Origin of the sequence: Chryseobacterium sp. PvR013 (assembly GCF_017833095.1) — a bacterium.
GTDB lineage: Bacteria > Bacteroidota > Bacteroidia > Flavobacteriales > Weeksellaceae > Chryseobacterium > Chryseobacterium culicis_A.
Genome location: NZ_JAFIBT010000001.1, coordinates 1,291,291 through 1,313,882, shown reverse-complemented (window position 1 = coordinate 1,313,882; position 22,592 = coordinate 1,291,291). Strand labels below are relative to the sequence as shown.

At 36.2% G+C, this 22,592-nt stretch carries 21 protein-coding genes; 13 read left to right on the top strand and 8 right to left on the bottom strand.

Translation table 11 applies throughout. The features are described 5' to 3' along the window. The first annotated feature begins 150 nt into the window (after positions 1-150). The 3 genes from JOE44_RS05975 to JOE44_RS05965 all read left to right on the top strand — a co-directional run bounded on the left by JOE44_RS05975 (position 151) and on the right by JOE44_RS05965 (position 5,476). Positions 151-1,980: a cytochrome c peroxidase gene (locus JOE44_RS05975; RefSeq protein ID WP_209784767.1), complete on the top strand. Its 1,830-nt coding sequence runs from the start codon at positions 151-153 to the stop codon at positions 1,978-1,980. A 384-nt stretch (positions 1,981-2,364) separates the two neighbouring features. Beyond that, on the top strand, positions 2,365-4,518 hold the full coding sequence (locus tag JOE44_RS05970) for an alkaline phosphatase PhoX (protein WP_209784766.1): 2,154 nt from the start codon (positions 2,365-2,367) through the stop codon (positions 4,516-4,518). Positions 4,519-4,576: 58 nt separating this feature from the next. Next, positions 4,577-5,476, top strand: coding sequence for a leucine-rich repeat domain-containing protein (locus JOE44_RS05965; RefSeq protein ID WP_209784765.1), 900 nt, complete (start codon positions 4,577-4,579; stop codon positions 5,474-5,476). A 2-nt stretch (positions 5,477-5,478) separates the two neighbouring features. Here the strand turns inward: JOE44_RS05965 and JOE44_RS05960 are convergent, their stop codons facing one another. Further along, positions 5,479-5,802 (bottom strand): translation initiation factor, encoded by a 324-nt coding sequence (locus JOE44_RS05960; protein WP_103293686.1) that lies wholly within the window; start codon positions 5,800-5,802, stop codon positions 5,479-5,481. Between the two features lie 192 nt (positions 5,803-5,994). Between JOE44_RS05960 and gpmI the strand changes: the two genes are divergently transcribed. The 5 genes from gpmI to JOE44_RS05935 all read left to right on the top strand — a co-directional run bounded on the left by gpmI (position 5,995) and on the right by JOE44_RS05935 (position 10,935). Further along, positions 5,995-7,536 (top strand): 2,3-bisphosphoglycerate-independent phosphoglycerate mutase, encoded by a 1,542-nt coding sequence (gene gpmI / locus JOE44_RS05955; RefSeq protein WP_209784764.1) that lies wholly within the window; start codon positions 5,995-5,997, stop codon positions 7,534-7,536. 150 nt (positions 7,537-7,686) lie between these two features. Then, positions 7,687-8,664, top strand: a complete 978-nt coding sequence (locus JOE44_RS05950) for an acyl-ACP desaturase (RefSeq protein WP_209784763.1) — start codon at positions 7,687-7,689, stop codon at positions 8,662-8,664. Between the two features lie 99 nt (positions 8,665-8,763). Then, positions 8,764-9,195 (top strand): hypothetical protein, encoded by a 432-nt coding sequence (locus JOE44_RS05945; protein WP_209784762.1) that lies wholly within the window; start codon positions 8,764-8,766, stop codon positions 9,193-9,195. Between the two features lie 163 nt (positions 9,196-9,358). Then, entirely contained in the window at positions 9,359-10,168 is an 810-nt protein-coding gene (gene map, locus JOE44_RS05940; RefSeq protein ID WP_034696736.1) for a type I methionyl aminopeptidase, read from the top strand. Beyond that, positions 10,168-10,935, top strand: a complete 768-nt coding sequence (locus JOE44_RS05935; RefSeq protein ID WP_209784761.1) for a class I SAM-dependent methyltransferase — start codon at positions 10,168-10,170, stop codon at positions 10,933-10,935. Before map ends, JOE44_RS05935 begins: the two co-directional genes overlap by 1 nt. A gap of 54 nt (positions 10,936-10,989) precedes the next feature. Here the strand turns inward: JOE44_RS05935 and JOE44_RS05930 are convergent, their stop codons facing one another. The 3 genes from JOE44_RS05930 to JOE44_RS05920 all read right to left on the bottom strand — a co-directional run bounded on the left by JOE44_RS05930 (position 10,990) and on the right by JOE44_RS05920 (position 13,007). Beyond that, the gene (locus JOE44_RS05930) at positions 10,990-11,700 is read right to left on the bottom strand and encodes a T9SS type A sorting domain-containing protein (RefSeq protein ID WP_209784760.1); all 711 of its coding nucleotides are present in this window, start codon (positions 11,698-11,700) and stop codon (positions 10,990-10,992) included. Positions 11,701-11,840: 140 nt separating this feature from the next. Then, positions 11,841-12,173 carry a multidrug efflux SMR transporter gene (locus JOE44_RS05925; RefSeq protein ID WP_045496196.1) on the bottom strand — a complete coding sequence of 111 codons (333 nt, stop codon included), beginning with the start codon at positions 12,171-12,173 and terminating at the stop codon, positions 11,841-11,843. Positions 12,174-12,443: 270 nt separating this feature from the next. Further along, the gene (locus tag JOE44_RS05920; protein WP_105682607.1) at positions 12,444-13,007 is read right to left on the bottom strand and encodes a Crp/Fnr family transcriptional regulator; all 564 of its coding nucleotides are present in this window, start codon (positions 13,005-13,007) and stop codon (positions 12,444-12,446) included. A gap of 226 nt (positions 13,008-13,233) precedes the next feature. On the opposite strand from JOE44_RS05920, the gene era reads away from it, so the two are divergent. Both era and JOE44_RS05910 read left to right on the top strand, forming a co-directional pair. Then, positions 13,234-14,109, top strand: coding sequence for a GTPase Era (gene era / locus JOE44_RS05915; protein WP_047384549.1), 876 nt, complete (start codon positions 13,234-13,236; stop codon positions 14,107-14,109). A 66-nt stretch (positions 14,110-14,175) separates the two neighbouring features. Next, positions 14,176-14,604 (top strand): DoxX family protein, encoded by a 429-nt coding sequence (locus JOE44_RS05910; RefSeq protein ID WP_105682606.1) that lies wholly within the window; start codon positions 14,176-14,178, stop codon positions 14,602-14,604. 63 nt (positions 14,605-14,667) lie between these two features. Here the strand turns inward: JOE44_RS05910 and JOE44_RS05905 are convergent, their stop codons facing one another. After that, positions 14,668-14,817, bottom strand: coding sequence for a hypothetical protein (locus tag JOE44_RS05905; RefSeq protein WP_209784759.1), 150 nt, complete (start codon positions 14,815-14,817; stop codon positions 14,668-14,670). Positions 14,818-14,934: 117 nt separating this feature from the next. Between JOE44_RS05905 and JOE44_RS05900 the strand changes: the two genes are divergently transcribed. Beyond that, positions 14,935-17,337: a prolyl oligopeptidase family serine peptidase gene (locus JOE44_RS05900; RefSeq protein ID WP_209784758.1), complete on the top strand. Its 2,403-nt coding sequence runs from the start codon at positions 14,935-14,937 to the stop codon at positions 17,335-17,337. A gap of 171 nt (positions 17,338-17,508) precedes the next feature. Here the strand turns inward: JOE44_RS05900 and JOE44_RS05895 are convergent, their stop codons facing one another. Then, complete coding sequence (locus JOE44_RS05895) at positions 17,509-18,198, bottom strand: HAD family hydrolase (protein WP_209784757.1); 690 nt, start codon at positions 18,196-18,198, stop codon at positions 17,509-17,511. Between the two features lie 76 nt (positions 18,199-18,274). Here JOE44_RS05895 and JOE44_RS05890 point away from each other — a divergent pair, with 76 nt between their 5' ends. Together JOE44_RS05890 and JOE44_RS05885 are read left to right on the top strand one after the other, a co-directional pair. After that, positions 18,275-18,838, top strand: coding sequence for a Crp/Fnr family transcriptional regulator (locus tag JOE44_RS05890; protein WP_209784756.1), 564 nt, complete (start codon positions 18,275-18,277; stop codon positions 18,836-18,838). A 501-nt stretch (positions 18,839-19,339) separates the two neighbouring features. Beyond that, a complete protein-coding gene (locus JOE44_RS05885) occupies positions 19,340-19,843 on the top strand; it encodes a GNAT family N-acetyltransferase (protein WP_209784755.1) in 504 nt (167 codons plus the stop codon). 85 nt (positions 19,844-19,928) lie between these two features. On the opposite strand, the gene JOE44_RS05880 is transcribed toward JOE44_RS05885, so the two are convergent. Further along, positions 19,929-21,290, bottom strand: a complete 1,362-nt coding sequence (locus JOE44_RS05880) for an MATE family efflux transporter (protein ID WP_209784754.1) — start codon at positions 21,288-21,290, stop codon at positions 19,929-19,931. A 100-nt stretch (positions 21,291-21,390) separates the two neighbouring features. Beyond that, positions 21,391-22,575 (bottom strand): sigma-54 dependent transcriptional regulator, encoded by a 1,185-nt coding sequence (locus JOE44_RS05875; RefSeq protein ID WP_209784753.1) that lies wholly within the window; start codon positions 22,573-22,575, stop codon positions 21,391-21,393. Positions 22,576-22,592 lie beyond the last annotated feature (17 nt).

The following is a 22,592-nucleotide window of genomic DNA, read 5'->3' as shown; positions in this document are numbered from 1 at the left end:
GGTATTTCGAAGAACCGTTTCTTTAGAATAATGAATTTGATTTCGGGGTTTAAAATTAGTGAAAAATATAATAGCAGAAATATAAACATTATTTAATCTGCTATTAAAACTGAGATAACATCAGATTAATAGTTTTGCCGCTAAAAATTCATGAGATCTTATCCACTGCTTGTAATCGTCCTTCTGATAGGATTTGCAGTAATGTCTTTTAATCCTGTTTATAAAGGAAAAGAAAGCGAAAATACATTTGTCAATAAAGGATTGTCCAACTTTAAAACCAAACTTGAGCAGCTGAAATCAGACGCCGATAAGTTCTCCGAAGACCGTATTTCCCTGGCCGAATTACAGAAATCACTAAGCAGTACAAGAAACTCATTCAAGGAAATAGAATTCTATGTTGCCTACCATTATCCTGAATTTACGAAAACCCATCTGAATGCAGCCCCTTTATTTCATATTGAAGCTGCAGGGACATCATCATACACCCTTCCACCTGAAGGATTGCAGGTATTGGATGAACTTATATTTTCTGACGAAGCAGGAAATGAAAAGGAAAAGATTAAAACCATTACTACTTTTTTGTATAACAGCTATTCAGGGTTCTATTTAAGTGCATTAAAAAATGGACTGAGTAAAGGGAATAATAAGACATTACCGTTACGTATAGAACTGATAAGGATCTATTCACTTGGCGTATCAGGTTTTGATACACCGGGTTCACTGAATATTTCCGAAGAAACAAGCCATGCTCTTTCCGGAATGCAGAAATACATTAGTGATGATCTTTATTTTAAAAATTATAATACGCAGAAGGCTGATCAGATTTTAACAGAAGCAATTCATTACCTTTCAAAAAATACAGATTTTGAAACTTTCGACAGGATCGAGTTTTATAAAAAATATGTACAGCCTTTATATGAAGAGCTGGGAAAATGGGATGGAAGGCCTGATGATCTTAAAGAATTCTCAGGATGGAATGTGGGAAACAAGAACTTTTTCAGCAGTGATTTTTTAGATCCGTATTTTTATACTTTATTGAAATCTTCAGAAGATAATCCTGAACTCCATAATCTTGGAAAATCTATTTTCTATGATCAGAACTTAAGTGGAAACGGGAAGATGAGTTGTGCTACCTGCCATCTTCAGGAAAATGCTTTTACCGACCTTACCACCAAATCACAAAGCAATGTGGAAGGGAAAACGGTTCTGAGAAACTCTCCGTCTTTATATAATGCTGTTTTTGCCAAGAGGTTTTTCTATGATCTTCGTGCTTTTTACCTTGAACAGCAGGCAGAACACGTTATTTATAATGAACAGGAATTCAATACGAGCTATGAAAATATTATTCAGAAACTAAAAACAAAACCTGAATATAAAAAGGCTTTCCGTGCAGCTTTCAAAGATGGAAAGATTAGTAAAGAGAATTTTTCAAAAGCATTAAGTTCTTATGTAGCTTCATTATATTCATTTGACAGTGATTTTGACCGTTTCATGAGGAATGAAAAGGATGTTTCTGATGATGTGAAAAAAGGTTTCAATCTGTTTATGGGAAAAGCCAACTGTGCAACCTGTCACTTTGCGCCCCATTTTTCAGGATTGGTACCTCCGTTTTTTAATGAAAATGAATCTGAAGTACTGGGAATACCCACAAGGCCCATCAACCAGCTTCCTGTGGAGCTTGATCAGGATCTTGGAAGAGGAAACAGCCCGGTAAAAAAAGAAAAATCATGGATTTATGATTACTCTTTCAAAACAGTAACCGTGAGAAATATTGCTCTTACTAAACCTTATTTTCACAATGGTGCTTTCAACACATTAGAAGAAGTCCTTGATTTTTATAACGAAGGAGGCGGAGAAGGATTAGGATTAAAAATGAAAAACCAAACCCTTGCCCCGGATAAATTAAACCTTACCGAAACAGAAAAAAAACAGATCATAGCCTTCCTGAATGCACTTACAGATGTGAGTAAAGCGAAGTAAGTGGAGTTGGAGAGTTTTAGTGTGGGAGGGTTTTAGAGTGAGAGGGTAGAGATTTGGGATTCGGGTTTCGAGTTAGGGGCAAATGTGATTCGAGCTTTATGATGGATAGTTGGAGATGGATTACTTTTATTCATCAATATGATTTTAAACTATTTTTATCCTATACTTTCGGTGCGTATCCCGAATCTCGCAACTTCAACACTCCAACACTAAAATACTCCCACCCTCAAACCCTAGAATTTCCGCCTTATTTAACAAAAAATTAATCCCCTTAACATTAGGTTTTTGATAAGTTAATATTTAGCGATTTAGATTTAAAATCCTATTAACAGAGGAGAAGTTCTAAAAAAATAGTTTTGCAAGGTCTAATAAATCAAATAAAAAATGAAGAAAAAACTACTAACAGTGGGAGCTTTGGCTATACTGGCCAGTTCTGGTATTCAGGCACAGACTCTTGTATTCAACAAGAATGCGTCATGGAGCTATAAAGATAACAATCAGGCGCAGCCAGCCGGTTGGAATGCACAGACCTTTGATATTTCAACATGGGCAGTAGGAAACGGTCCGCTAGGATACGGAGATCCTGTAACAACGACAATCAATTCAGGGCTTACTACCGCTTATTTTGCTAAGGATTTTACGGTAGATCTTTCAACGCTTTCCGATACTATGGAACTTGGAGTAATGAGGGATGACGGTATCATTGTATACCTTAACGGAGAAGAAGTGGTAAGAGATAATATGCCTGCGGGTGCTGTAACATTCAATACTTTCTCCAGTACTACTATTGATGGGGCAGCAGAGAGCGTTTATAATATTTTCTCTATTCCAAAGTCAAAATTTGTGAACGGGGTCAACAGATTTTCTATTGAGCTGCATAACAGAAGTACAACCAGTTCAGATTTAAGAATTGATGCTTACCTGAAAACAACAACCAATACAACAACTCCTGTAACTTGTAACGGAACACATATCAGCTGTTTTACTTCCATTGTTCCTACAGCACAGACCAATAAACTGATCATTCCTGCTGAACACAAATATCAGCTTATTCTAAAAGAAGGAGACAGCTATACCGAAGGAGGCGGACTGGTAGGTGGTCAGAACGACTTTACCGCTTATGTTCCCAAAACAGGAAGCAGTACCAACGGATATCTTTCTGTAAACCATGAAACTAATCCTGGAGGAGTTACTATGGCTGAAATTAACTATAACGCGACTTCAAAACTTTGGCAGTTGACAAAATCAAGAGCGGTAAGTTTCTCAGATCCGAGTTTAGTACAAACCATCAGAAACTGTTCAGGAGGAATTACGCCTTGGGGAACTGTGGTGACGGCTGAAGAATCTGTTACTTCCAATGATGTGAATAATGATGGATACAAAGATTATGGTTGGTTAGTAGAAATTGATCCTGCAACAGCACAGGTTATTTCTAAAAATGCTGACGGTACCAAAGGGAAACTGTGGCAGATGGGAATCATGAACCACGAAAACGTAGTAATCAATAATGCAGGAACTGTAGCGTATTATGGAGAAGACGGTGGAACTCACATGGTATACAAATATGTAATGGATACTCCAAATGATCTTTCCTCAGGAAACCTTTATGTGTTGAAACTGGATCAGGGATTAACAACTGCAGGAGATCCGGTAGGAACTACAGCGACATGGATTCAGGTTCCGAACAAAACAAAAGCAGATCAGAATAATACCAATAATAATGCTCTGACTGTGGGAGGTACAAAATTCAATGGAGTGGAAGATGTTGATATCAGCCCTTTGGATGGAAGAATCTATTTTACTGCAAAAGGATTAGACAGAGTATACCGTTTACAGGATAACGGAACTACCGCTTCTCAGGTGGAAACATTTGTAGGAGGAGGTTCTTCTGTATATTCTTTCAATACTGCTCAGGGAATGAAATCTGAAGCTTGGGGAGACGGAAATGACAACCTTACTTTTGATGAACTTGGAAACCTTTGGGTACTTCAGGATGGTGGTAAAAACTATATCTGGGTAATTGCTCCGGATCATACACAGGCAAACCCTAAAGTAAGACTGTTTGCTTCCATGCCGGCAGGTTCAGAGCCTACAGGACTTACATTTACCCCTGATCACAAATTCGGTTTCTTCTCTATTCAGCATCCGGATTCAACCATTTCTACAGATGTGGATGCAACAGGGAATACAATTGATTATAAAGGAAAATCAGCAACAATTGTTATTGCCCTTAAAAGCAACCTGGGAATTGAAGGAACTTTAGGAACTATTGATAGTAAAATTGAAGAAAATACAGTAACAGTAGCTCCAAATCCAACTTCAGGAATCGTAAAAATCAATTCTGCAAAAGGATTGAAAGATATTTCTGTAACAGCTTATAGCATGGACGGAAAAATCGTTTATACAAAGAAGTTCAACGGTACAAACAAAGTATTGGACCTTGACTTCACACAACAGTTGGAAGGATCTCGTGTTTTAGTTTTAAATATTGAAGCTGAAGGAGGTTTCCAGAAAACAGTTAAACTTTTAAAGAAATAAATTATTTATAATTCTTGTCTGTCAGTGACTTCTGTTGCTGGCAGGCTCTTTTATGTTTATGAAAAAGCTTTTCTTACTTATTTCCATATTATCACTTTCTCAGATCAAAGCACAGATTGATCCGGTGAAATATCCTACTTTTACCAATATTGAAGATGCTTTAAGCAGTAAAAAAGCCGTGTACAGTATGAGTTTCAGAGAAAAGGGATTGTTCAACCTTCCCCCTCAGATCGTGAAACTGGATTCATTATTCTTTCTGAATATCATGGCCAATAAGCTTGAGAAAATGGATCAGGAACTCTTTGAATTAAAAGGACTGGAAATTTTAAATGTGAATGAAAACAGCATTAAATATATTCCCGATGAGGTAAGCAAGCTTAAGAAACTAACCACTTTTTCAATGAATCTGAATAGTCTGACAAGCATTAATCCTAATCTTGCACAACTTCAGAACCTAAAAGTAGTACATTTTGATGCCAACAATCTGAATACCTTTCCGGAAGCCTTAATGGAAATTCCGACCCTGGAAGAAATTAACCTGCAGGGGAATCAGATCAGCTTCATTGCAGACAGACTTAAGCAGATCAAAAACCTGAAATTCCTGAACCTTTCAGATAATCAGATCAATGACCTTGGAAATTTATCTTTTCCTGAAAATTTAAAATATCTTGAACTGCAGCAGAATGCTATTATCAGGCTTCCTGAGAACCTTTTCAAAGCCAAACATCTTGAATTTTTAAATGTCAGTGGAAATAATATCACAGAAATTTCACCCAAAGTAAAAGGGTTGAAAGATATCGTCAGTATGAATCTGGCCAACAACAATCTGAAAGATATTCCTGAAGAAATCAAACAGCTTAAAAACCTGAAAACGTTGATTCTTACAGGAAATCCTATAGAAAAATCTAAAATTGAAAACTTAAAAACCTTACTGCCGGAAACCCAGATCTATTTCTAAATCTATCCGCCAACACGTTTGGTTTTATATCCCATTTCTTTAAGGATATTCATTATTTTATCACGGTTATCCCCTTGAATGATAATCGTTCCATCCTTTTCAGAGCCGCCTATACCCAGGGTGGTTTTTATTTTCTTTGAGATTTTTTTGAGGTCTTCCTCACTGCCTTCCCAACCTTCAACAATTGTTACAGGCTTACCATTTCTTCCTTTTTTCTCAAATTTGCATACCAAAGGCTCTTTCTGCTTGAATTGCTCTTCAGGCATCTCAAAATCCTGCTCTTCATGCTCAGGAAAAAGATTCTTCAATTGATCTCGTAAATCCATACTGCAAAATTAAAAAGATTTACCGATTAATGAAGGGAAATAATCAACGAAATTTCAATTTTTAAACCGTGTCAAGGTTCAAAACCATGACACGGTTGGATGACTTATCATCATCAGTCCATAAAATTCAAGTCTTCAAATTCTTCTATTCATAGGAAATTAGGTAAATTTGTCTTACAAAAGTTTTACAAAATGTCAAAAAAAGCAATACTGGCCATTCTTGACGGATGGGGATTGGGAACAAACCCTGACGTTTCTGCAATAGATAAAGCAAATACTCCATTCATAGACAGCTGTTACCAAAAATTTCCACATACTACGCTTGAAGCAAGTGGGTTGGCTGTTGGTCTGCCTGCCGGACAGATGGGGAATTCTGAAGTAGGACACATGAACCTGGGAGCCGGAAGAGTAGTATACCAAAATCTGGTGAAACTGAATATGGCAGTGGAAAACGGAACACTGGGTCAGGAAAAAGTGATTCAGGATGCTTTTGAATATGCCAAAAGAGAAAATAAAAAAATACACTTTATCGGATTGGTTTCTAATGGAGGAGTACACTCACATATCAATCACTTAAAAGGATTACTGACTGCTGCAAAAGAATTTGGATTGAATGAGAACGTTTTTGTTCATGCATTTACCGATGGTAGAGACTGTGATCCACACTCTGGATTTGGATTTATCGATGAGCTTCAAAAACATATGGAAGCAACTACAGGAAAGCTGGCAACAGTGGTAGGAAGATATTATGCCATGGACAGAGATAAAAGATGGGAGCGTGTAAAACTGGCTTATGATGCCCTTGTAGAAGGAGTAGGAGAGCCTACAACAGATGCATTGGCAGCTATTAAAGCTTCTTATGATAATAATATTACCGATGAATTCCTGAAACCAATCATTCTAATGAACACTACTGCTACAGGAAATGTAGTACCGGTGGCAAAAATCATTGATAATGATGTGGTGATCTGTTTCAACTTCCGTACAGACAGAGGGAGAGAAATTACAGAAGTACTTTCTCAGAAAGATTTCCCGGAATATGATATGAAAAAGCTAAATCTTTATTATATCACATTAACGAATTATGATAAAACATTCCAGAATGTACAGGTTGTTTTTGATGAAAACGTATTAACGGAAACCATGGGTGAAATTCTTGAGAAAAATGGAAGAACCCAGATCAGAATCGCAGAAACTGAGAAATATCCGCACGTTACTTTCTTCTTTTCAGGAGGAAGAGAGGAAGAGTTTAAAGGCGAAAGAAGATTATTGTGCCCAAGCCCGAAAGATGTTCCTACTTACGATCTGAAGCCGGAAATGTCAGCATATGATATTACCAATGCTATTGTGCCGGAACTGGAACAGGGAACAGCTGATTTTGTTTGTTTAAATTTTGCCAATACAGACATGGTAGGGCATACAGGTGTTTTTGAAGCAGCTGTAAAAGCCGCTGAGGTGGTAGATCTGTGTATCGAAAAAGTAGCTACCGCTGCTTATGAAAACGGATATGCTGTTTTTATTCTTGCCGACCATGGAAACTCTGATGTCATGATGAATCCGGACGGAACTCCTAATACCCAGCATTCTACAAATCTGGTTCCTTTTATCGTTATGGATAAAGACCAAACCTGGAACTTAAAACCCGGAAAACTGGGAGATGTGGCACCTACCATTCTTAAAGTAATGGGAGTGGAAATACCAGATGCAATGACAGGAGATGTTTTGGTTAATTAATATGCAATAATATTGTTAAAAGAATGCCGTTATATCTCTATAGCGGCATTCTTTTTATGATTTATGTCAGATAAGGTATGACTTGCATACTTTATTATGCGCTAAATAATAAATAAATCATATCTTTGTAAATTAAAACTGAATAGTAAAATGTATCAAAAGCTTGTTAGGAAAGAAGTAATGGGATTATTGGAAAAGGAAGTAGGTTCTTTTCTTGATAAATTTTTAACGCCAATTGAAAAAATCTGGCAGCCTTCCGATTATTTACCAGATCCTTCAAGCGATGAATTTAAACACGACTTAGAAGAAATTCAGACTTTTGCCCGTGAAATGCCTTATGACCTTTTTGTAACACTAATCGGAGACTGTATCACAGAGGAAGCTCTTCCTTCGTATGAGTCTTGGTTGATGGGAGTTGACGGAATTAATCAGGAAGAAAGATTAGGCTGGTCCAATTGGGTAAGAGCATGGACTGCTGAGGAAAACAGACACGGAGATTTATTAAACAAATATCTTTATCTGTGCGGAAGAGTAAACATGAGAGAAGTTGAGATCACTACTCAATATCTTATCAATGACGGATTCGATTTGGGAACAAGTATGGACCCGTACAGAAACTTCATTTATACAAGCTTCCAGGAAACAGCTACCAATATTTCTCACAGAAGAGTAGGTACATTGGCTAAACAATCCGGAAACGGAAAATTAGCAAAAATGTGTGGAGTAATTGCTGCAGATGAAGCAAGACATGCTAAAGCATACAAACATTTCGTAGCAAAAATTCTTGAAGTAGACCCTTCAGAAATGATCCTTGCATTCGAAGATATGATGCGTAAGAAAATTGTAATGCCTGCTCACTTAATGAGACAGTCCGGACAAAAAGCTGGTGAACTTTGGGGACATTTCTCAGATGCAGCACAAAGATGTATGGTGTATACAGGTCAGGATTATATCAATATTATGAAGGACCTTTTAGATGAATGGAAAATTGAGCATGTAAAAGGACTTACAGAAAAAGCGGAAAAAGCTCAGGAATATCTGATGAAGCTTCCTGCAAGACTTCAGAAGATCACAGACCGGGTTTCTACTCCGGATCTTCAGTTCCAGTTTAGCTGGGTGAAAAGCTAATAAGATCTATATTATTATTTAAAATATAAAAGTAATTGAGTGCCTTTCTTTTGGGCACTCTTTTTATTTCTTATCTTTGCAAAGCTAAAAAAAGACAAAATGTTAAATAATAAAAAGATCGCTGTTGACTTTGACGGGACTATTGTTGATGATGCTTACCCGGCAATTGGTAAACCGAAAACTTTTGCATTCGAAACGTTGAAGAGACTTCAGGCTGAAGGATTCAGATTGATACTTTGGACATACAGACACGGAAAAACTTTAGATGAAGCGGTAGAATTCTGTAAAAAAAACGGAATAGAATTTTATTCTGTGAACTCAAGCTTCGAAGGAGAAGTTTTTGATCCTGAAAGTCAGTCCAGAAAATTAGATGCAGACTGGTTTATTGATGACAGAAATTTAGGAGGATTTCCAGGATGGGGTGAGATCTACAATATTATTCAGGAAAGAATAGAATTCCGTGTAGAAGGAAAAGAAGTTCTTGCTTATTCAAAACTTAAAAAAGAAAAGAAAAAAGGACTTTTCTGGTAAGATATAGAAGTTAGAAGCTAGATATTAGAGGTTAGTTTTTTAATATCAAATGCTTTTGGTCTTTTATAATTTATAATAGAAAGTTCTGTAGATGTTGGGAAGTAAAAATAAGCATAACGCTGTAATTTAGCTTCTAACATCTAACATCTAATATCTATATACAATGATTCAATTAAAAACGATAGACGAATTACGTCTCATGAAGGAGAGTGCCCGATTGGTTTCTAAAACATTGGGAATGTTGGCAAAAGAAATTAAACCAGGGATTACTACTTTATATTTAGATAAACTGGCTCATGATTTTATTAAAGATCACGGTGCTGAACCTGCATTCTTAGGGTATGGAGGATTTCCAAATTCTCTTTGTATCTCTCCGAATGAGCAGGTAGTTCATGGTTTTCCTAACAACGATGTAGTGAAAGAAGGAGATGTTCTTTCTGTTGACTGTGGAGTGATCCTTAATGGTTTCGTAGGAGATCATGCCTACACTTTTGAAATCGGGGAAGTAAAACCTGAGGTTAAAAAATTACTGCAGGTTACCAAAGAATCTTTATACAAAGGAATTGAGCAGGTTGTCAGAGGAAAGAGAATAGGAGATATCTCCCATGCAATCCAGGCACATTGTGAAAAAGAAGGATATGGAGTGGTAAGAGAGCTTGTAGGACACGGATTGGGAAGAAAAATGCACGAAGACCCACAGGTTCCTAACTACGGAAGACAAGGAAGCGGAAAAGTAATTAAAGACGGTTTGGCAATTGCTATTGAACCAATGGTGAATATGGGTACTGAAAAAGTAAAGTTCCATAATGACGGCTGGACGGTAACTACTTTAGATAATATGCCATCTGCTCACTTCGAACATGATGTAGCAGTAATCAACGGTAAGCCGGTATTGCTTTCTACATTTGATTATGTATACGAAGCTTTAGGGATTGTAAGTGATGAAGAGAAGCAGTTCCAACTGGATTTTTAATGAAAAAGGTAACTAAGCTTTTACTGAATAAAATTCCACGTCCGATGCTTATCAAAATGAGCATCTGGGCAAGACCGCTTATTTATCAGTTTTTCAAAGGAGATCAATTTTTGGATCCCATTGATGGAAGATCTTACAGGAAATTCCTTCCCTATGGATATGGAAAACAAAGAGAAAATGCTCTTTCGCCAGGAACTTTAAGCTTGGAGAGACACCGTCAGATGTGGCTCTATCTTCAGAATGAAACTGATTTTTTCATTAAAAATTATAAAGTACTGCATATCGCTCCCGAACAGGAATTTTTAAGAAAATTCAAGAGAATGAGTAACCTGAATTATATTTCGGCAGACTTATATTCTCCCATTGTAGATGTGAAAGCAGATATCCTGGATTTACCTTTTGAAAATGAAAGCTTTGATATTGTTTTCTGTAACCATGTTCTGGAACATATTGAAGACGATGCAAAAGCAATGAGCGAGCTCTACAGGGTAATGAAACCCGGTGGATGGGGAATTCTTCAGGTTCCGATGAAAAATTCATTGGAGAAAACCTATGAAGATTTTACCATTAAAGATCCAAAAGAACGTCAGAAACACTTCGGTCAGTATGATCACGTTCGTTGGTACGGAATGGATTATTTTGACCGCCTGAGAAAAGCAGGCTTTGAAATAGAACCCAACTTTTATTCCCAGAAATTCTCTGAAGAAGAAATTAAAAAATACGGACTAAGGCATAATGAAATTTTACCTGTAGTCTATAAAAAATAAAATAAAACCCGTTTCAACATTGAAGCGGGTTTTTATATGATGAAATGTTCTCTTTTATTCTTTGACAAAAGCATAGGGCTTATAATTTTCTATCGTTATCATGTACTGCCCTTTCTGCAGACTGCTTGTATCAATCGAGGTTTTGTTGCTATGGGTTGTAGTTTCAAATACCAGTTTCCCTGATAAATCGTAGATCTTAAGGGAAAGATTTCTCTCAATGTTTTCAAGATGTAAAACCTCTTTTACCGGGTTTGGATACGCTTTAAAGGTTTTCGCGGCTGCTTGAACTTCTTTAGTGCTCAGTTGTGGAGTATTGTTATAGTATATTTTGTTCCCTGAAGGATCTGTGATCGCAAGTGTTTTAATATTGCCATTGTTTGTGATCTGATAGCTGTATATAGATCCGTAAGCTCCTAAAACATACGCATCACAGTTTTTCTGATCGTAGGCACGAACAGGTGCCGCATTTCCTCCGTTATAAAACAAAAGAGTACACGAGCTTGCTGTTTTGATGAGATTATTACCTCCGGGTATGACCCCGAAACTCATCATAGAGGTGTTGTAATACCTGGAATTAATCACATAGCTTGTTCCTCCAGCAGAATTAAAGGTCGTTGCAGGAACTCCATTGTCAATCACAGGAGTATTGGTTGTTTGGCCGCCGCTGGTCACCATTTTAGAAATATACCAGTTGTTGGAAAGTAATTCGGAGGTTTGCTGGGCAGTTAATAAACTGCTTGCTAAAAGGAGTAAAATTTTTTTCATAGGTTAAAAAGTTTTCCGTAAAGATAAAAGAATTTCGTCCTTCTCAATTCCATCAGATTAAATAAAAATAGAAATGCAAAAACCGCCTTCAATACGAAGACGGTTCCATTTTTAAATATAGATAGAAGTTTATGCGCTTTTTAATGGGAGGAAGAGACAGCCTTTAATCCTACCACAGAACCAATAAGGGTTACAATAAAGAAAACTCTCCAAAAGCTTACTGGATCCTTAAAGAAAATAATTCCCATTAAGGCAGTTCCTACTGCTCCGATTCCTGTCCATACTGCATAAGCCGTACCGATAGGCAAGGTTTGAGTCGCTTTAATTAGCAAAAGCATACTGATGGTCATGGTGATCAGGAAACCGGTATACCACAGGTACATTTCAGTTCCTGATGTTTCTTTTGCCTTTCCCAGGCATGATGCAAAGGCAACTTCAAATAATCCTGCAATAACTAATATGATCCAATTCATTTCTTAAATTTTTCTCCAGCAAATTTCAGCATTTAACGGGAGAAAAAATTTTACAATTGTTAAAAAATGAAATTAAAGAAAGGAAGAGGGGAGCAGGAAGAATGAAGATGGAGACTGGAAGATGGAAGAAAAGACAACGGTCATATCAATAGGAGCGGACTTTAGTCCGCTTTCAATATGAGTAATCATTCCATTGGTTTTAGCCAAAACATAAACTAGGAAATCATAGAATTTTTAAATCTTTCAATCCTTAAATCTTTCAATTAAAATCTACTTGATTTCCGCCCGTATCCTGCTTAAACTCACCTGCGTAATCCCAAGATAAGACGCAATATAACCGAGCTGAACTCTTTTAAGCAAGTCCGGCTGGTAAGTGATGATGTCTTTGTAACGCTCCAGAGAAGTTTTGAACTGTCTGGAAATAATGAGTTCTTCAGATTTTATCATCTCAGCTTCTGCCAGTTTTCTTCCCCAATTAGCAATATGAATATCTTCATTAAACAGTTTTCTGAGACTTTCTGTTTCCATTCTGTAAAGATCGCAGTCTTCCAGTAATTCGATGCTTTCATAGCCTGGTTTGTCTTCTACATAGCTTTTCATGGAAAGAATACATTGTCCTTCACTCCCGAACCAGAAGGTAATATCATTATCAGAAGTTGAAGAATAGGCGCGCGCAATCCCTTTTCTTATAAAATAAAGATAAGGAATCACTTTATCGGCTTCCATCAGGCAAAAGCCTTTAGGGTGCGAAACTTCAGTGATGTGTTCTTTTAAACTGTTTTTTGATGTTTCAGGAAGAAGGTAAACCTGGTCAAGAATCTGGTCTATATTCATAAAGATGAATTCTAATATTCAAAAATATCAGTTTTAGGTAATGCAATACAAAATAATCCTATGTTTTTTTGCAATCTTGTAATGACATGAGCATGGTAACAGCTTTTAATTTTCTTTTATTACAGCCATTTAAGACTGTATAACTCTCTTTTTTCTTTTAAATATTGAGATTAACCGTAAAGACCAATTTTGTTTTACTAACTTTGCAGTTCGTAATATTATTTTTATGCACAAAGCTGGATTTGTAAATATAGTTGGAAAGCCCAATGCGGGAAAATCGACCTTGCTAAACCAATTAATGGGTGAGAAATTGGCGATTGTAACGCAGAAAGCTCAGACAACCCGTCACAGAATTTTTGGTATTTATAATGAAGATGATCTTCAGATCGTATTTTCTGATACTCCCGGAGTATTGGATCCAAAATACGGATTGCAGGAAAAAATGATGGATTTTGTAAAGGACTCTCTGCAGGATGCCGATGTGTTCCTGTTTATTGTAGATGTTACCGATAAAGCAGAACCTTCAGAATTTTTAATTGATAAATTGAATAAAATTCCTGTACCCGTTCTTCTTTTATTAAATAAAGTAGACCAGACTGATCAGGCAGGTCTTGAAAAATTAGTAGAAGACTGGCACAATAGAATTCCAAAGGCTGAAATTCTGCCTATCTCTGCGTTAAATGCTTTCAATACAGAAGTTATTTTACCAAAAATAAAATCTTTACTTCCTGAAAACCCACCTTACTACGATAAAGATCAGTACACTGATAAGCCTGAAAGATTTTTTGTAAACGAGGCAATTCGTGAGAAAATCCTTCTGAATTATGATAAAGAAATTCCATACTCTGTGGAAGTGGTGACTGAACAGTTCAAGGAAAAAGAAGGGATTATCTTTATAGACTCTATTATTTATGTAGAAAGAGATACTCAAAAGGGAATTATTATCGGGCACAAAGGAGAAGCCATCAAAAAAGTAGGAACTGAAGCAAGATTGGATCTTGAGAAATTCTTTACCAAAAAAATTCATTTAAACTTATTTGTAAAAGTGAAAAAAGATTGGAGAAAGAACGACAGAGATCTTAAAAATTTCGGTTACCGATAAACTAAAACAGCCGGAATCCCGTTGTATTAAAAGATTTTTATTACCTTAGTATAAATTTTTTAGTAAATGAACTATAATAATTCAAATTCAAGCTCAATACTTAAAGATATTATTTTATTAGTTGTGAGAGTGTTTGTAGGTTTTGCAATGCTTTCTCATGGTTTTCCAAAGCTTCAGATGCTGTTGGCAGGAGGTAAAATCGAGTTTTTCGATTTTATGGGTCTTGGTCCTCAGATATCACTGATTCTTACCGTTTTTGCTGAATTTGTGTGTTCAATACTCCTTATATTAGGACTTTTCACAAGAGTTTCTTTAGGATTTCTGATCTTTACAATGATCATTGCCGGCTTTGTTGTACATGGTGCAGACCCTTTTGAAAAAAGAGAAATGAGCCTTATTTATCTTTCTGTTTATCTTTTGCTCATCGTGATCGGAGCTGGAAAAGTTTCGGTAGATCATATGATTGAAAGAAGAAAAAGAGCTTCAGACTGGTAATTTTACAATAAGAACAATACAATATAAAAGAAAGGCACTTCATTTTTGAAGTGCCTTTCTTTATTAATAATTACAGTTAGGTAAGCATTCCCAGATCAGATTTCCGTTTTCGTCTCTTACTCTGCAAGCCATAAATCCCGGATCACATAATGGAGCACTCCCTCCCATAACGGTCTTTAGATTTTTCTTCGTTAATTTTCTTAAATTTTTCATATTATTTTAATTTGTAAGATAAATGTAATGAAAAAATAAATATGACACTAAAAAGAGTCTTATTTTTTAATGTTAAAATTCTTTTAAATTCACTACATTCGTAAAAAATGAATTTATATGAAGATAAAACTGACTATTTGCCTTTTGGCATTTCTCAATTTTTATGATGCACAGGAAAATATTACGTATCAGAAACCTTCTGCTGAGATTTTAAAACTGGCAGATTATCAAAGACCTCCAAGTGTTCTGATGAACAGCAAAAAAGACTGGGTGGTTTTTACGTACCGTCCAACATATAAAACACTCGAAGATCTCAGTCAGAATGAAATGAAGCTTGGTGGACTTAGAATCAATCCGGTTACTAATATTTCAAGCAGTATCACTTATTCTAATGATCTGAAGATCAGAAAAATTAACGATAAAAATGAAATTCAGGTAAAAAACCTGCCTTCCAATCCAAAAATTGGCTATGTTTCATTTTCTCCGGATGAAAAGAAACTGGCTTTTACCAATACTACCAATAAAGGTGTAGAGCTTTGGATTGTAGATATGGAAACGGCTTCTGCCAAAAAAATTACAGCGGATAATCTGAATGCCAATTTAGGAATGCCTTATGTGTGGTATAATGATTCTCAAAGCTTATTGATCAGAGCAATTCCACAAAACAGAGCTGCGCTTATCGATGCAAGCAAAGATCTTCCTACAGGACCTATTGTTTCAACAGCAGATGGTAAAGTTTCCCAGAACAGAACCTACCAGGATCTTTTGAAAAATCCTCAGGATGAAAAAAACTTTGAAACCCTTACGGCTTCTGAAATTTATACTGTAGATCTTACCGGTAATCTTAAGAAACTGAAAGATCAGGATATGTATGCCGGCTTAAGTTTTTCTCCGGATGGAAATTATCTGATGGCTACACTGATCAAAAAACCATTTTCCTATATCGTTCCACTTAACCGATTTCCATCCACAACAGTAGTGTATGATATGAAAGGAAATACCGTGAAAACAGTAAATGATGTTCCTTTGAATGAAATCATGCCGAAAGGATTCTCATCGGTAAGAACCGGAAAAAGAGATATGGCATGGAGAAGTGATGCGCCTGCAACTCTTACTTATGCCGAAGCTTTAGATGGAGGAGACCAGTCTAAAACAGCAGAATACAGAGACGAGGTATTTACTTGGGAAGCTCCGTTTACAGCAGCTCCTAAATCTTTCTTCAAAACAAGACAAAGATATGATGATGTAGTTTGGACTAATGATCATTATGCTATTGTTTCTGAAGGCTGGTATGATACCAGAAATACAAAATCTTACCTGATAGATACTAATAACGGGGAATCTAAAGTTTTCGATGATAGAAATTATCAGGATGTTTACAGTGATCCGGGGAATTTTAATACAACAAAAAATCAGTACGGAAGATATGTTATCGACATGAAAGGAGGAAAAGCCTACCTGATTGGAGCTGGATTCACCAAAGACGGACAGCATCCTTTTATCGATGAAATGGATGTAAAATCCCTGAAAAAGAAAAGACTTTACACTTCGAATATAAAGAATGGTAAAGAAGAAATTATTGATATTCTTAATGCTTCAAAAGGAGAAATTCTTACCATTCAACAATCGCCGAGCATTTATCCTAATTACTTCAAAAAGAATATTAAATCTAATAAAGCAGAAGCTGTAACCACCTTTGCAAACCCTTTTGAAAGTATTAAAGACGTTTATAAAGAAGTGATTACGTACAAGAGAAATGATGGTGTTACCTTAACCGGAACCCTTTATCTTCCTGCTAATTATGACAGAAAAACGAAGAAAGAAAAGCTTCCTTTGCTAATTTGGGCTTATCCTACAGAGTATAAAGATAAAAATACAGCAGGGCAGAACACTCAGAACCCGAACGATTTTACATTCCCATACTACGGATCTTTTGTATACTGGACAACAAAAGGGTACGCTGTTCTTGATGATGCCGCTTTCCCGATTATTGGTGAAGGAAAAACAGAGCCTAATGACTCTTTTATTCCACAGTTGGTAGCCAATGCTGCTGCTGCCATTGATGCTGTTGATCATCTGGGATACATCGACAAAAAGAAAGTAGCCGTAGGCGGGCATTCTTATGGTGCATTTATGACTGCAAACCTTTTGACACATTCTAACCTTTTTGCATGTGGAATTGCAAGAAGTGGTGCTTACAACAGAACGTTGACGCCATTCGGATTCCAGAGCGAGCAGAGAAACTATTGGGATGTTCCGGAGATTTACAATACAATGTCTCCATTCATGCATGCAGACAAAATGAAAACGCCTCTTCTTCTGATTCATGGTGATGCGGATAACAATCCGGGAACATTTACTTTGCAGACTGAAAGATACTTCCAGGCATTGAAAAACCTTGGAGCTCCGGTAAAAATGGTTCTTCTTCCAAAAGAAGCCCACGGATACCAGGCGAAAGAAAATATCTTACATCTTTTATGGGAGCAGGATCAGTTCCTTGAAAAATGTTTGAAGAAATAAATAACAAAAGAGACTGCTTGTAATAAGCAGTCTTTTTTTTTGATTAAAAAATATAATAAGGAAATAAAAGATAGTAAATAAAACTTTATAGAATATAGCACTAGGCTTTTCCTTAAAGCGAAGCTCATCTTAATAATCTTACTTTCTTAACAGACCTTAATGGTTTAAATATTAAAGATGCTTTAAGATTTCATCAACACTCTTAAGCTCCATAAAATTCGGATGCTCCAGGTTAACTTCATGCTGTTCATGAGTCCATGTGACATGGTAAGGAATATGGGCGGCAGGACCTCCAATTTCCAGAACCGGTAAAATATCTGATTTTATAGAATTGCCAAGCATAAGGAAGTTTTCAGGTTGACAATCCAGATGTTTCAGAAGCTTTTTATAATCATTTTCTTTTTTATCACTCATGATTTCAATGTGATGGAAATAGTCCTGTAAGCCTGAATTTTTTAATTTACGCTCCTGATCCAGAAGATCTCCCTTTGTCGCGACAACCAGTCGGTATTTTCCCTTTAAGCTTTCAAGGGTTTCCGTGACCCCATCCAACAATTCAATTGGTTTCTGAAGAAGATCCTGACCCAGCTGAATCGCTTTATTCACTAATTCTAATGACGCCGTATTATTGGAAACTCTGCCAATAGTTTCAATCATGCAAAGCATAAATCCTTTTACTCCATACCCATACAAATGAAGATTCTGCATTTCCGTTTTAAACAGTTCCTGTGACACAGAATGTTGCGGAAGATAATCTTCAAGCAGCATACAGAATTCTTTTTCTGCCTCCTGAAAATAAGGTTCGTTGATCCAAAGGGTATCATCAGCATCAAAGGCAATCGTGGTAATATGATTATTCATTTTTGTTTTGTAATTTTCTGGTGTCAAAATTCAGTATAAAAACTCAATAAACAAAGGACATTTGTCCCGAACACCTATGTTACGAACAAATCAGGAATTTCTAAAGTATTTCGAAGAACTTTACATGAAGCAGGAGGGTAGAGAAGAGGTGGTAGTAAAGGATTTCTCCCGGGAAGAAAATATATTGATACAGCATCAGCCACTGTCAAAGGTTATGTTGATTAAAGAAGGTGTTGCCAAATGTTATCTTACTGAAGAAAACGGAAAAGAATATATTGTCGAATTTCTGGGAAATGGGGAAATCCTTGGAGAAGTAGAATTGATGAAGAATATCAGCTGTTTATGTGGGGTAAAAGCAGTCTCTGAAGTGACCGTTTACGAAGTCAATGTTTTCTATTTCAAATCTTTGATTAAAAATGATCTTGCTCTTAACCATTTATTATTGGATTCGTTTGCGGAAAGAATTATCAATACTTCCAGCAGGGCATCTTATCAACAGCTGTATACGGTAGAACATACTGTAACACAATTACTGAACATGCAGTCAAAGCAAGGTATTCAGATTTCTAAAGAAGATATGGCTGCCTATCTTGGTATTACAGTGAGAAGTTTGAATAGAATCTTAAAGGATTTGAAATAATTTCGTTGACAAGCAAAAAGATGTAAAGATTTTCTCAATGCTTATTTATAATTTTAAACATCATTCTTTTGTTGGAAAATCGCAAAAGATGCAAAGTTTTTTTAATCCTTATTTATAATTTTAAGGCACAAGAAGATCAAAGATTTTCAGCAAGCGATGACTATGAATTTTTCTGCAAGTTGCGGAAACTGTGCTAGCCCTTTTTTAATTAGAATTTGCTTAATTAAAAGAATCTTCAAGTGATTAAAAAATAACCAGTATTCAATTTTATCGAAGATAAAATCTTTGTGCCTTAAAATATTTGATCTTCAAATTCCATTGCGTCTTTGCGTATATCAAAAAAGTTTCGTTTTTTTTTTTTTTTAACTAATGATGTTTTGATGTGTTTTTAAGGGGTATTTTATTTTAAATATTAATATTTAATAATTTAAGTATTGATTTTGATGGGGTGTTTTTTGAAATTTAGTATTTTTGTGTAAAATTAAGTCGAATATTCGTCAAATGGAAAAATTAAAGTTCAGAAATGCTGAATTGGCAGATTTAAATAGAATTGTAGCCATTTATAATTCAACAATAGCCTCCAGGATGGTGACTGCAGATATGGAAGAAGTTTCTGTAGAAAGCAAACTAAAATGGTTTGAGGAACACAATCCTCAGACAAGACCACTTTGGGTAGTTGAAGATGAGCAGAATGAAACCGTAGGGTGGGTGAGCTTCAGTTCATTCCATGAAAGAACGGCATACAATGGAACGGTAGAAGTAAGCATTTATCTGGATGAAACCTGCAGAGGAAAAGGATATGGAAAAACTATTCTTCAGTATTGTATTGATAACGCTGGAAAGTTTGGGGTAAAAAACCTTGTAGCTCTTATTTTTCTTCATAATGAGCCCAGTTTGAAGCTGTTCAGATACTTCGGCTTTGAGGATTGGGGAAGCCTTCCTAATGTAGCAATCCTGGATGGTGTGGAGAGAAGTCTGAAGATTTTAGGGAAGAGAATAGATTAAATTTAAAGGAATTAATTGTATTCAATAATCCAATAGAAAGAATAAAAAAATAGCTGTCTCAAATTTGAAACAGCTATTTTCTTTTTTATGAATTCTGCTTAATTCTTTTCGCAGACATATTCAGGAATCGTTTTACCAGGAAAACGGCTGATACGGTCAGTCCTAATCCAAGTGCGATCCACATTCCGAAAGCTCCCATTTCCAAGGTTACACAGAAGAAATACCCCAAAGGAATGGTAATTACCCAATAAGCAATAAAGGTATAGATAGATGGAATTTTCACATCCTGAAGCCCTCTCAGCATTCCTAATGCCGTCACCTGAATTCCGTCAGAAAGTTGGAATAAAGCTGCAATGATCATTAGTTTTGATGCCAGCATAATAACTTCCACTTCTTCTTTTTTCGTGAAGAATGTAGGGAGTATATTTCTTCCTAGAATAAATACCAATCCACAGATACACATGAAAATAAAAGCAATCTTCAGGTTGTTGACTCCTACTTTTCTCAGTTCCACAAAGTTCTGTTCACCCACTTTTCTTCCGATCATTACTGTAGAAGCAACACTAAACCCAACGCATAGGTTGAAGGTGAAGGAAGCCATACTTAAAGCGATCTGGTGAGAAGCAATATCATGAGCAGAAATCAGCCCGCAGATAAATGCAGCCCCGGCAAATGCTGTTACTTCAAAGAACATCTGTAAAGCTGTAGGCAAACCAAGTCTTACCATTTTATCAAACATTTGCTTTGAGAAATCCTGAATTTTTAAAGAAAAATCCTTGATATAGCGTCTTGTTCTTTTTTCTTTAAGCAATACAAAATACAGGAAAACCACCATGAAAACTCTGGAAATCAAGGTTGCTAAAGCAGATCCTTGTACACCCATTGCAGGTATTCCCCAAAGTCCTTTGATAAAGACATAGTTTAATGCAATATTGATGATATTGGCAATAATGGTAGCTTTCGTAACACCAATGGTATAAGACAGTCCTTCAGAAACTTCACGAAGTGTCTGGAATGCCATGAACGGAATCATACTGATCACCATTATACTTAAAAATCCTACGGTATCAGGAATGATCTTGGCGGGTTGTCCGGAGTGATAGAGTAGTGGCATTCCCAAAAGTAGAACCACCATAAGGATAATCCCAACAGACATATTGATAATGAAACCGTGGCTGAATACGGAATTAATCGTAGCATGATCCTCTTTTGAGTGTGCTTCCGAAACCAATGGCGGGATTGCAAATGAAAAGCCCAGGGCTAATACAAATATGGAGAAAAACACAGCGTTACCCAATGAAACGGATGCCAGTGCATCGGCACCCAAAAGTTTTCCGACAATAATATTATCGAATAAATTTACTGAAACCTGCCCTACCTGGGTAAGCATCACAGGCAGAGCCAAAGTCAGGCATTCTTTTGTATAGTTTTTATTTAAAAAGTTCATAATATTTTAAGATTCATATAGTTTATAATTCAAATAGGGGCAAAAAAAAATTTGCAGTGGTAACACTGCAAATTTTTATATATGGTAAATAATAACTTTATTATTTCCTTACAAAACTTGCAACGTCACCTTCAGAAACAGTGTTTCCACCAAGAATAATCAATCTTTCCACAACATTTCTTAATTCCCTGATATTTCCAGTCCATGAAAGAGCTTTTAAAGCATCAATAGCTTTATCGTCAAATTTTTTCGTAGCTGTACCATGCTCATCAGCAATCATACCTGAAAAATGTTCAACCAGCAATTTGATATCCTCTTTTCTTTCATCCAAAGGCGGAACATAAATTTCAATTACAGAAAGTCTGTGGTAAAGGTCTTCTCTGAATTTTCCTTCCTCAATTTCTTTCTGCATATTCTTATTGGTTGCCGCAATTACTCTTACGTCAACTTTAATTTCTTTATCACTTCCTACAGGAGAAACTTTGCTTTCCTGAAGGGCTCTCAATACCTTAGCCTGAGCGATAAGACTCATGTCTCCAATCTCGTCAAGGAAGATCGTACCATTATTAGCCTGTTCAAATTTTCCCTGCTTATCTTTAATAGCACCTGTAAAAGATCCTTTTACGTGTCCGAAAAGTTCAGACTCGATAAGTTCAGATGGAATAGCCGCACAGTTTACCTCTACCATAGGACCTCTTGCACGCTCACTTTGATTATGAATTGCATGGGCTACCAATTCCTTTCCGGCACCGTTAGGCCCGGTGATTAGAACTCTGGCGTCAGAAACTGCTACTTTTTCGATCATATCCTGAATCTTTTGGAGAGCAGGAGAGGTACCAATCATCTGGTATTTTTTACTTACTTTTTTCTTTAAGGTTTTATTTTCAGTCTGAAGATTTTTGTTTTCTTTCTTCAGAGTTTCTTTAACCAATGCATTTTTCACACTTGTAATAAGTCTGTTGATATCAATTGGTTTGGAAATAAAATCGTATGCACCGTCCTTCAAACAGGAAACAGCAGAATCAATATCTGCGTGGCCTGAAATCATGATAAAAGTAGTTTCTGGTTTTAATGCAAGACTTTGCTTCAACAGTTCGGTTCCTGAAAGTTTAGGCATCTTGATATCAGAAATCACCAAAGCGAAATCTTCTTTTTCTACCTGTTTGTAACCTTCAAGGCCGTCTTCGGCGATAACAAATTCATAATCGGTTAGTTCATCCGAAAGAATACTGTGAAGTACTCCCGAGATTGCTTTTTCGTCTTCTACTATAAGGATTTTTTGCATAGTTGCAAATTTAAATT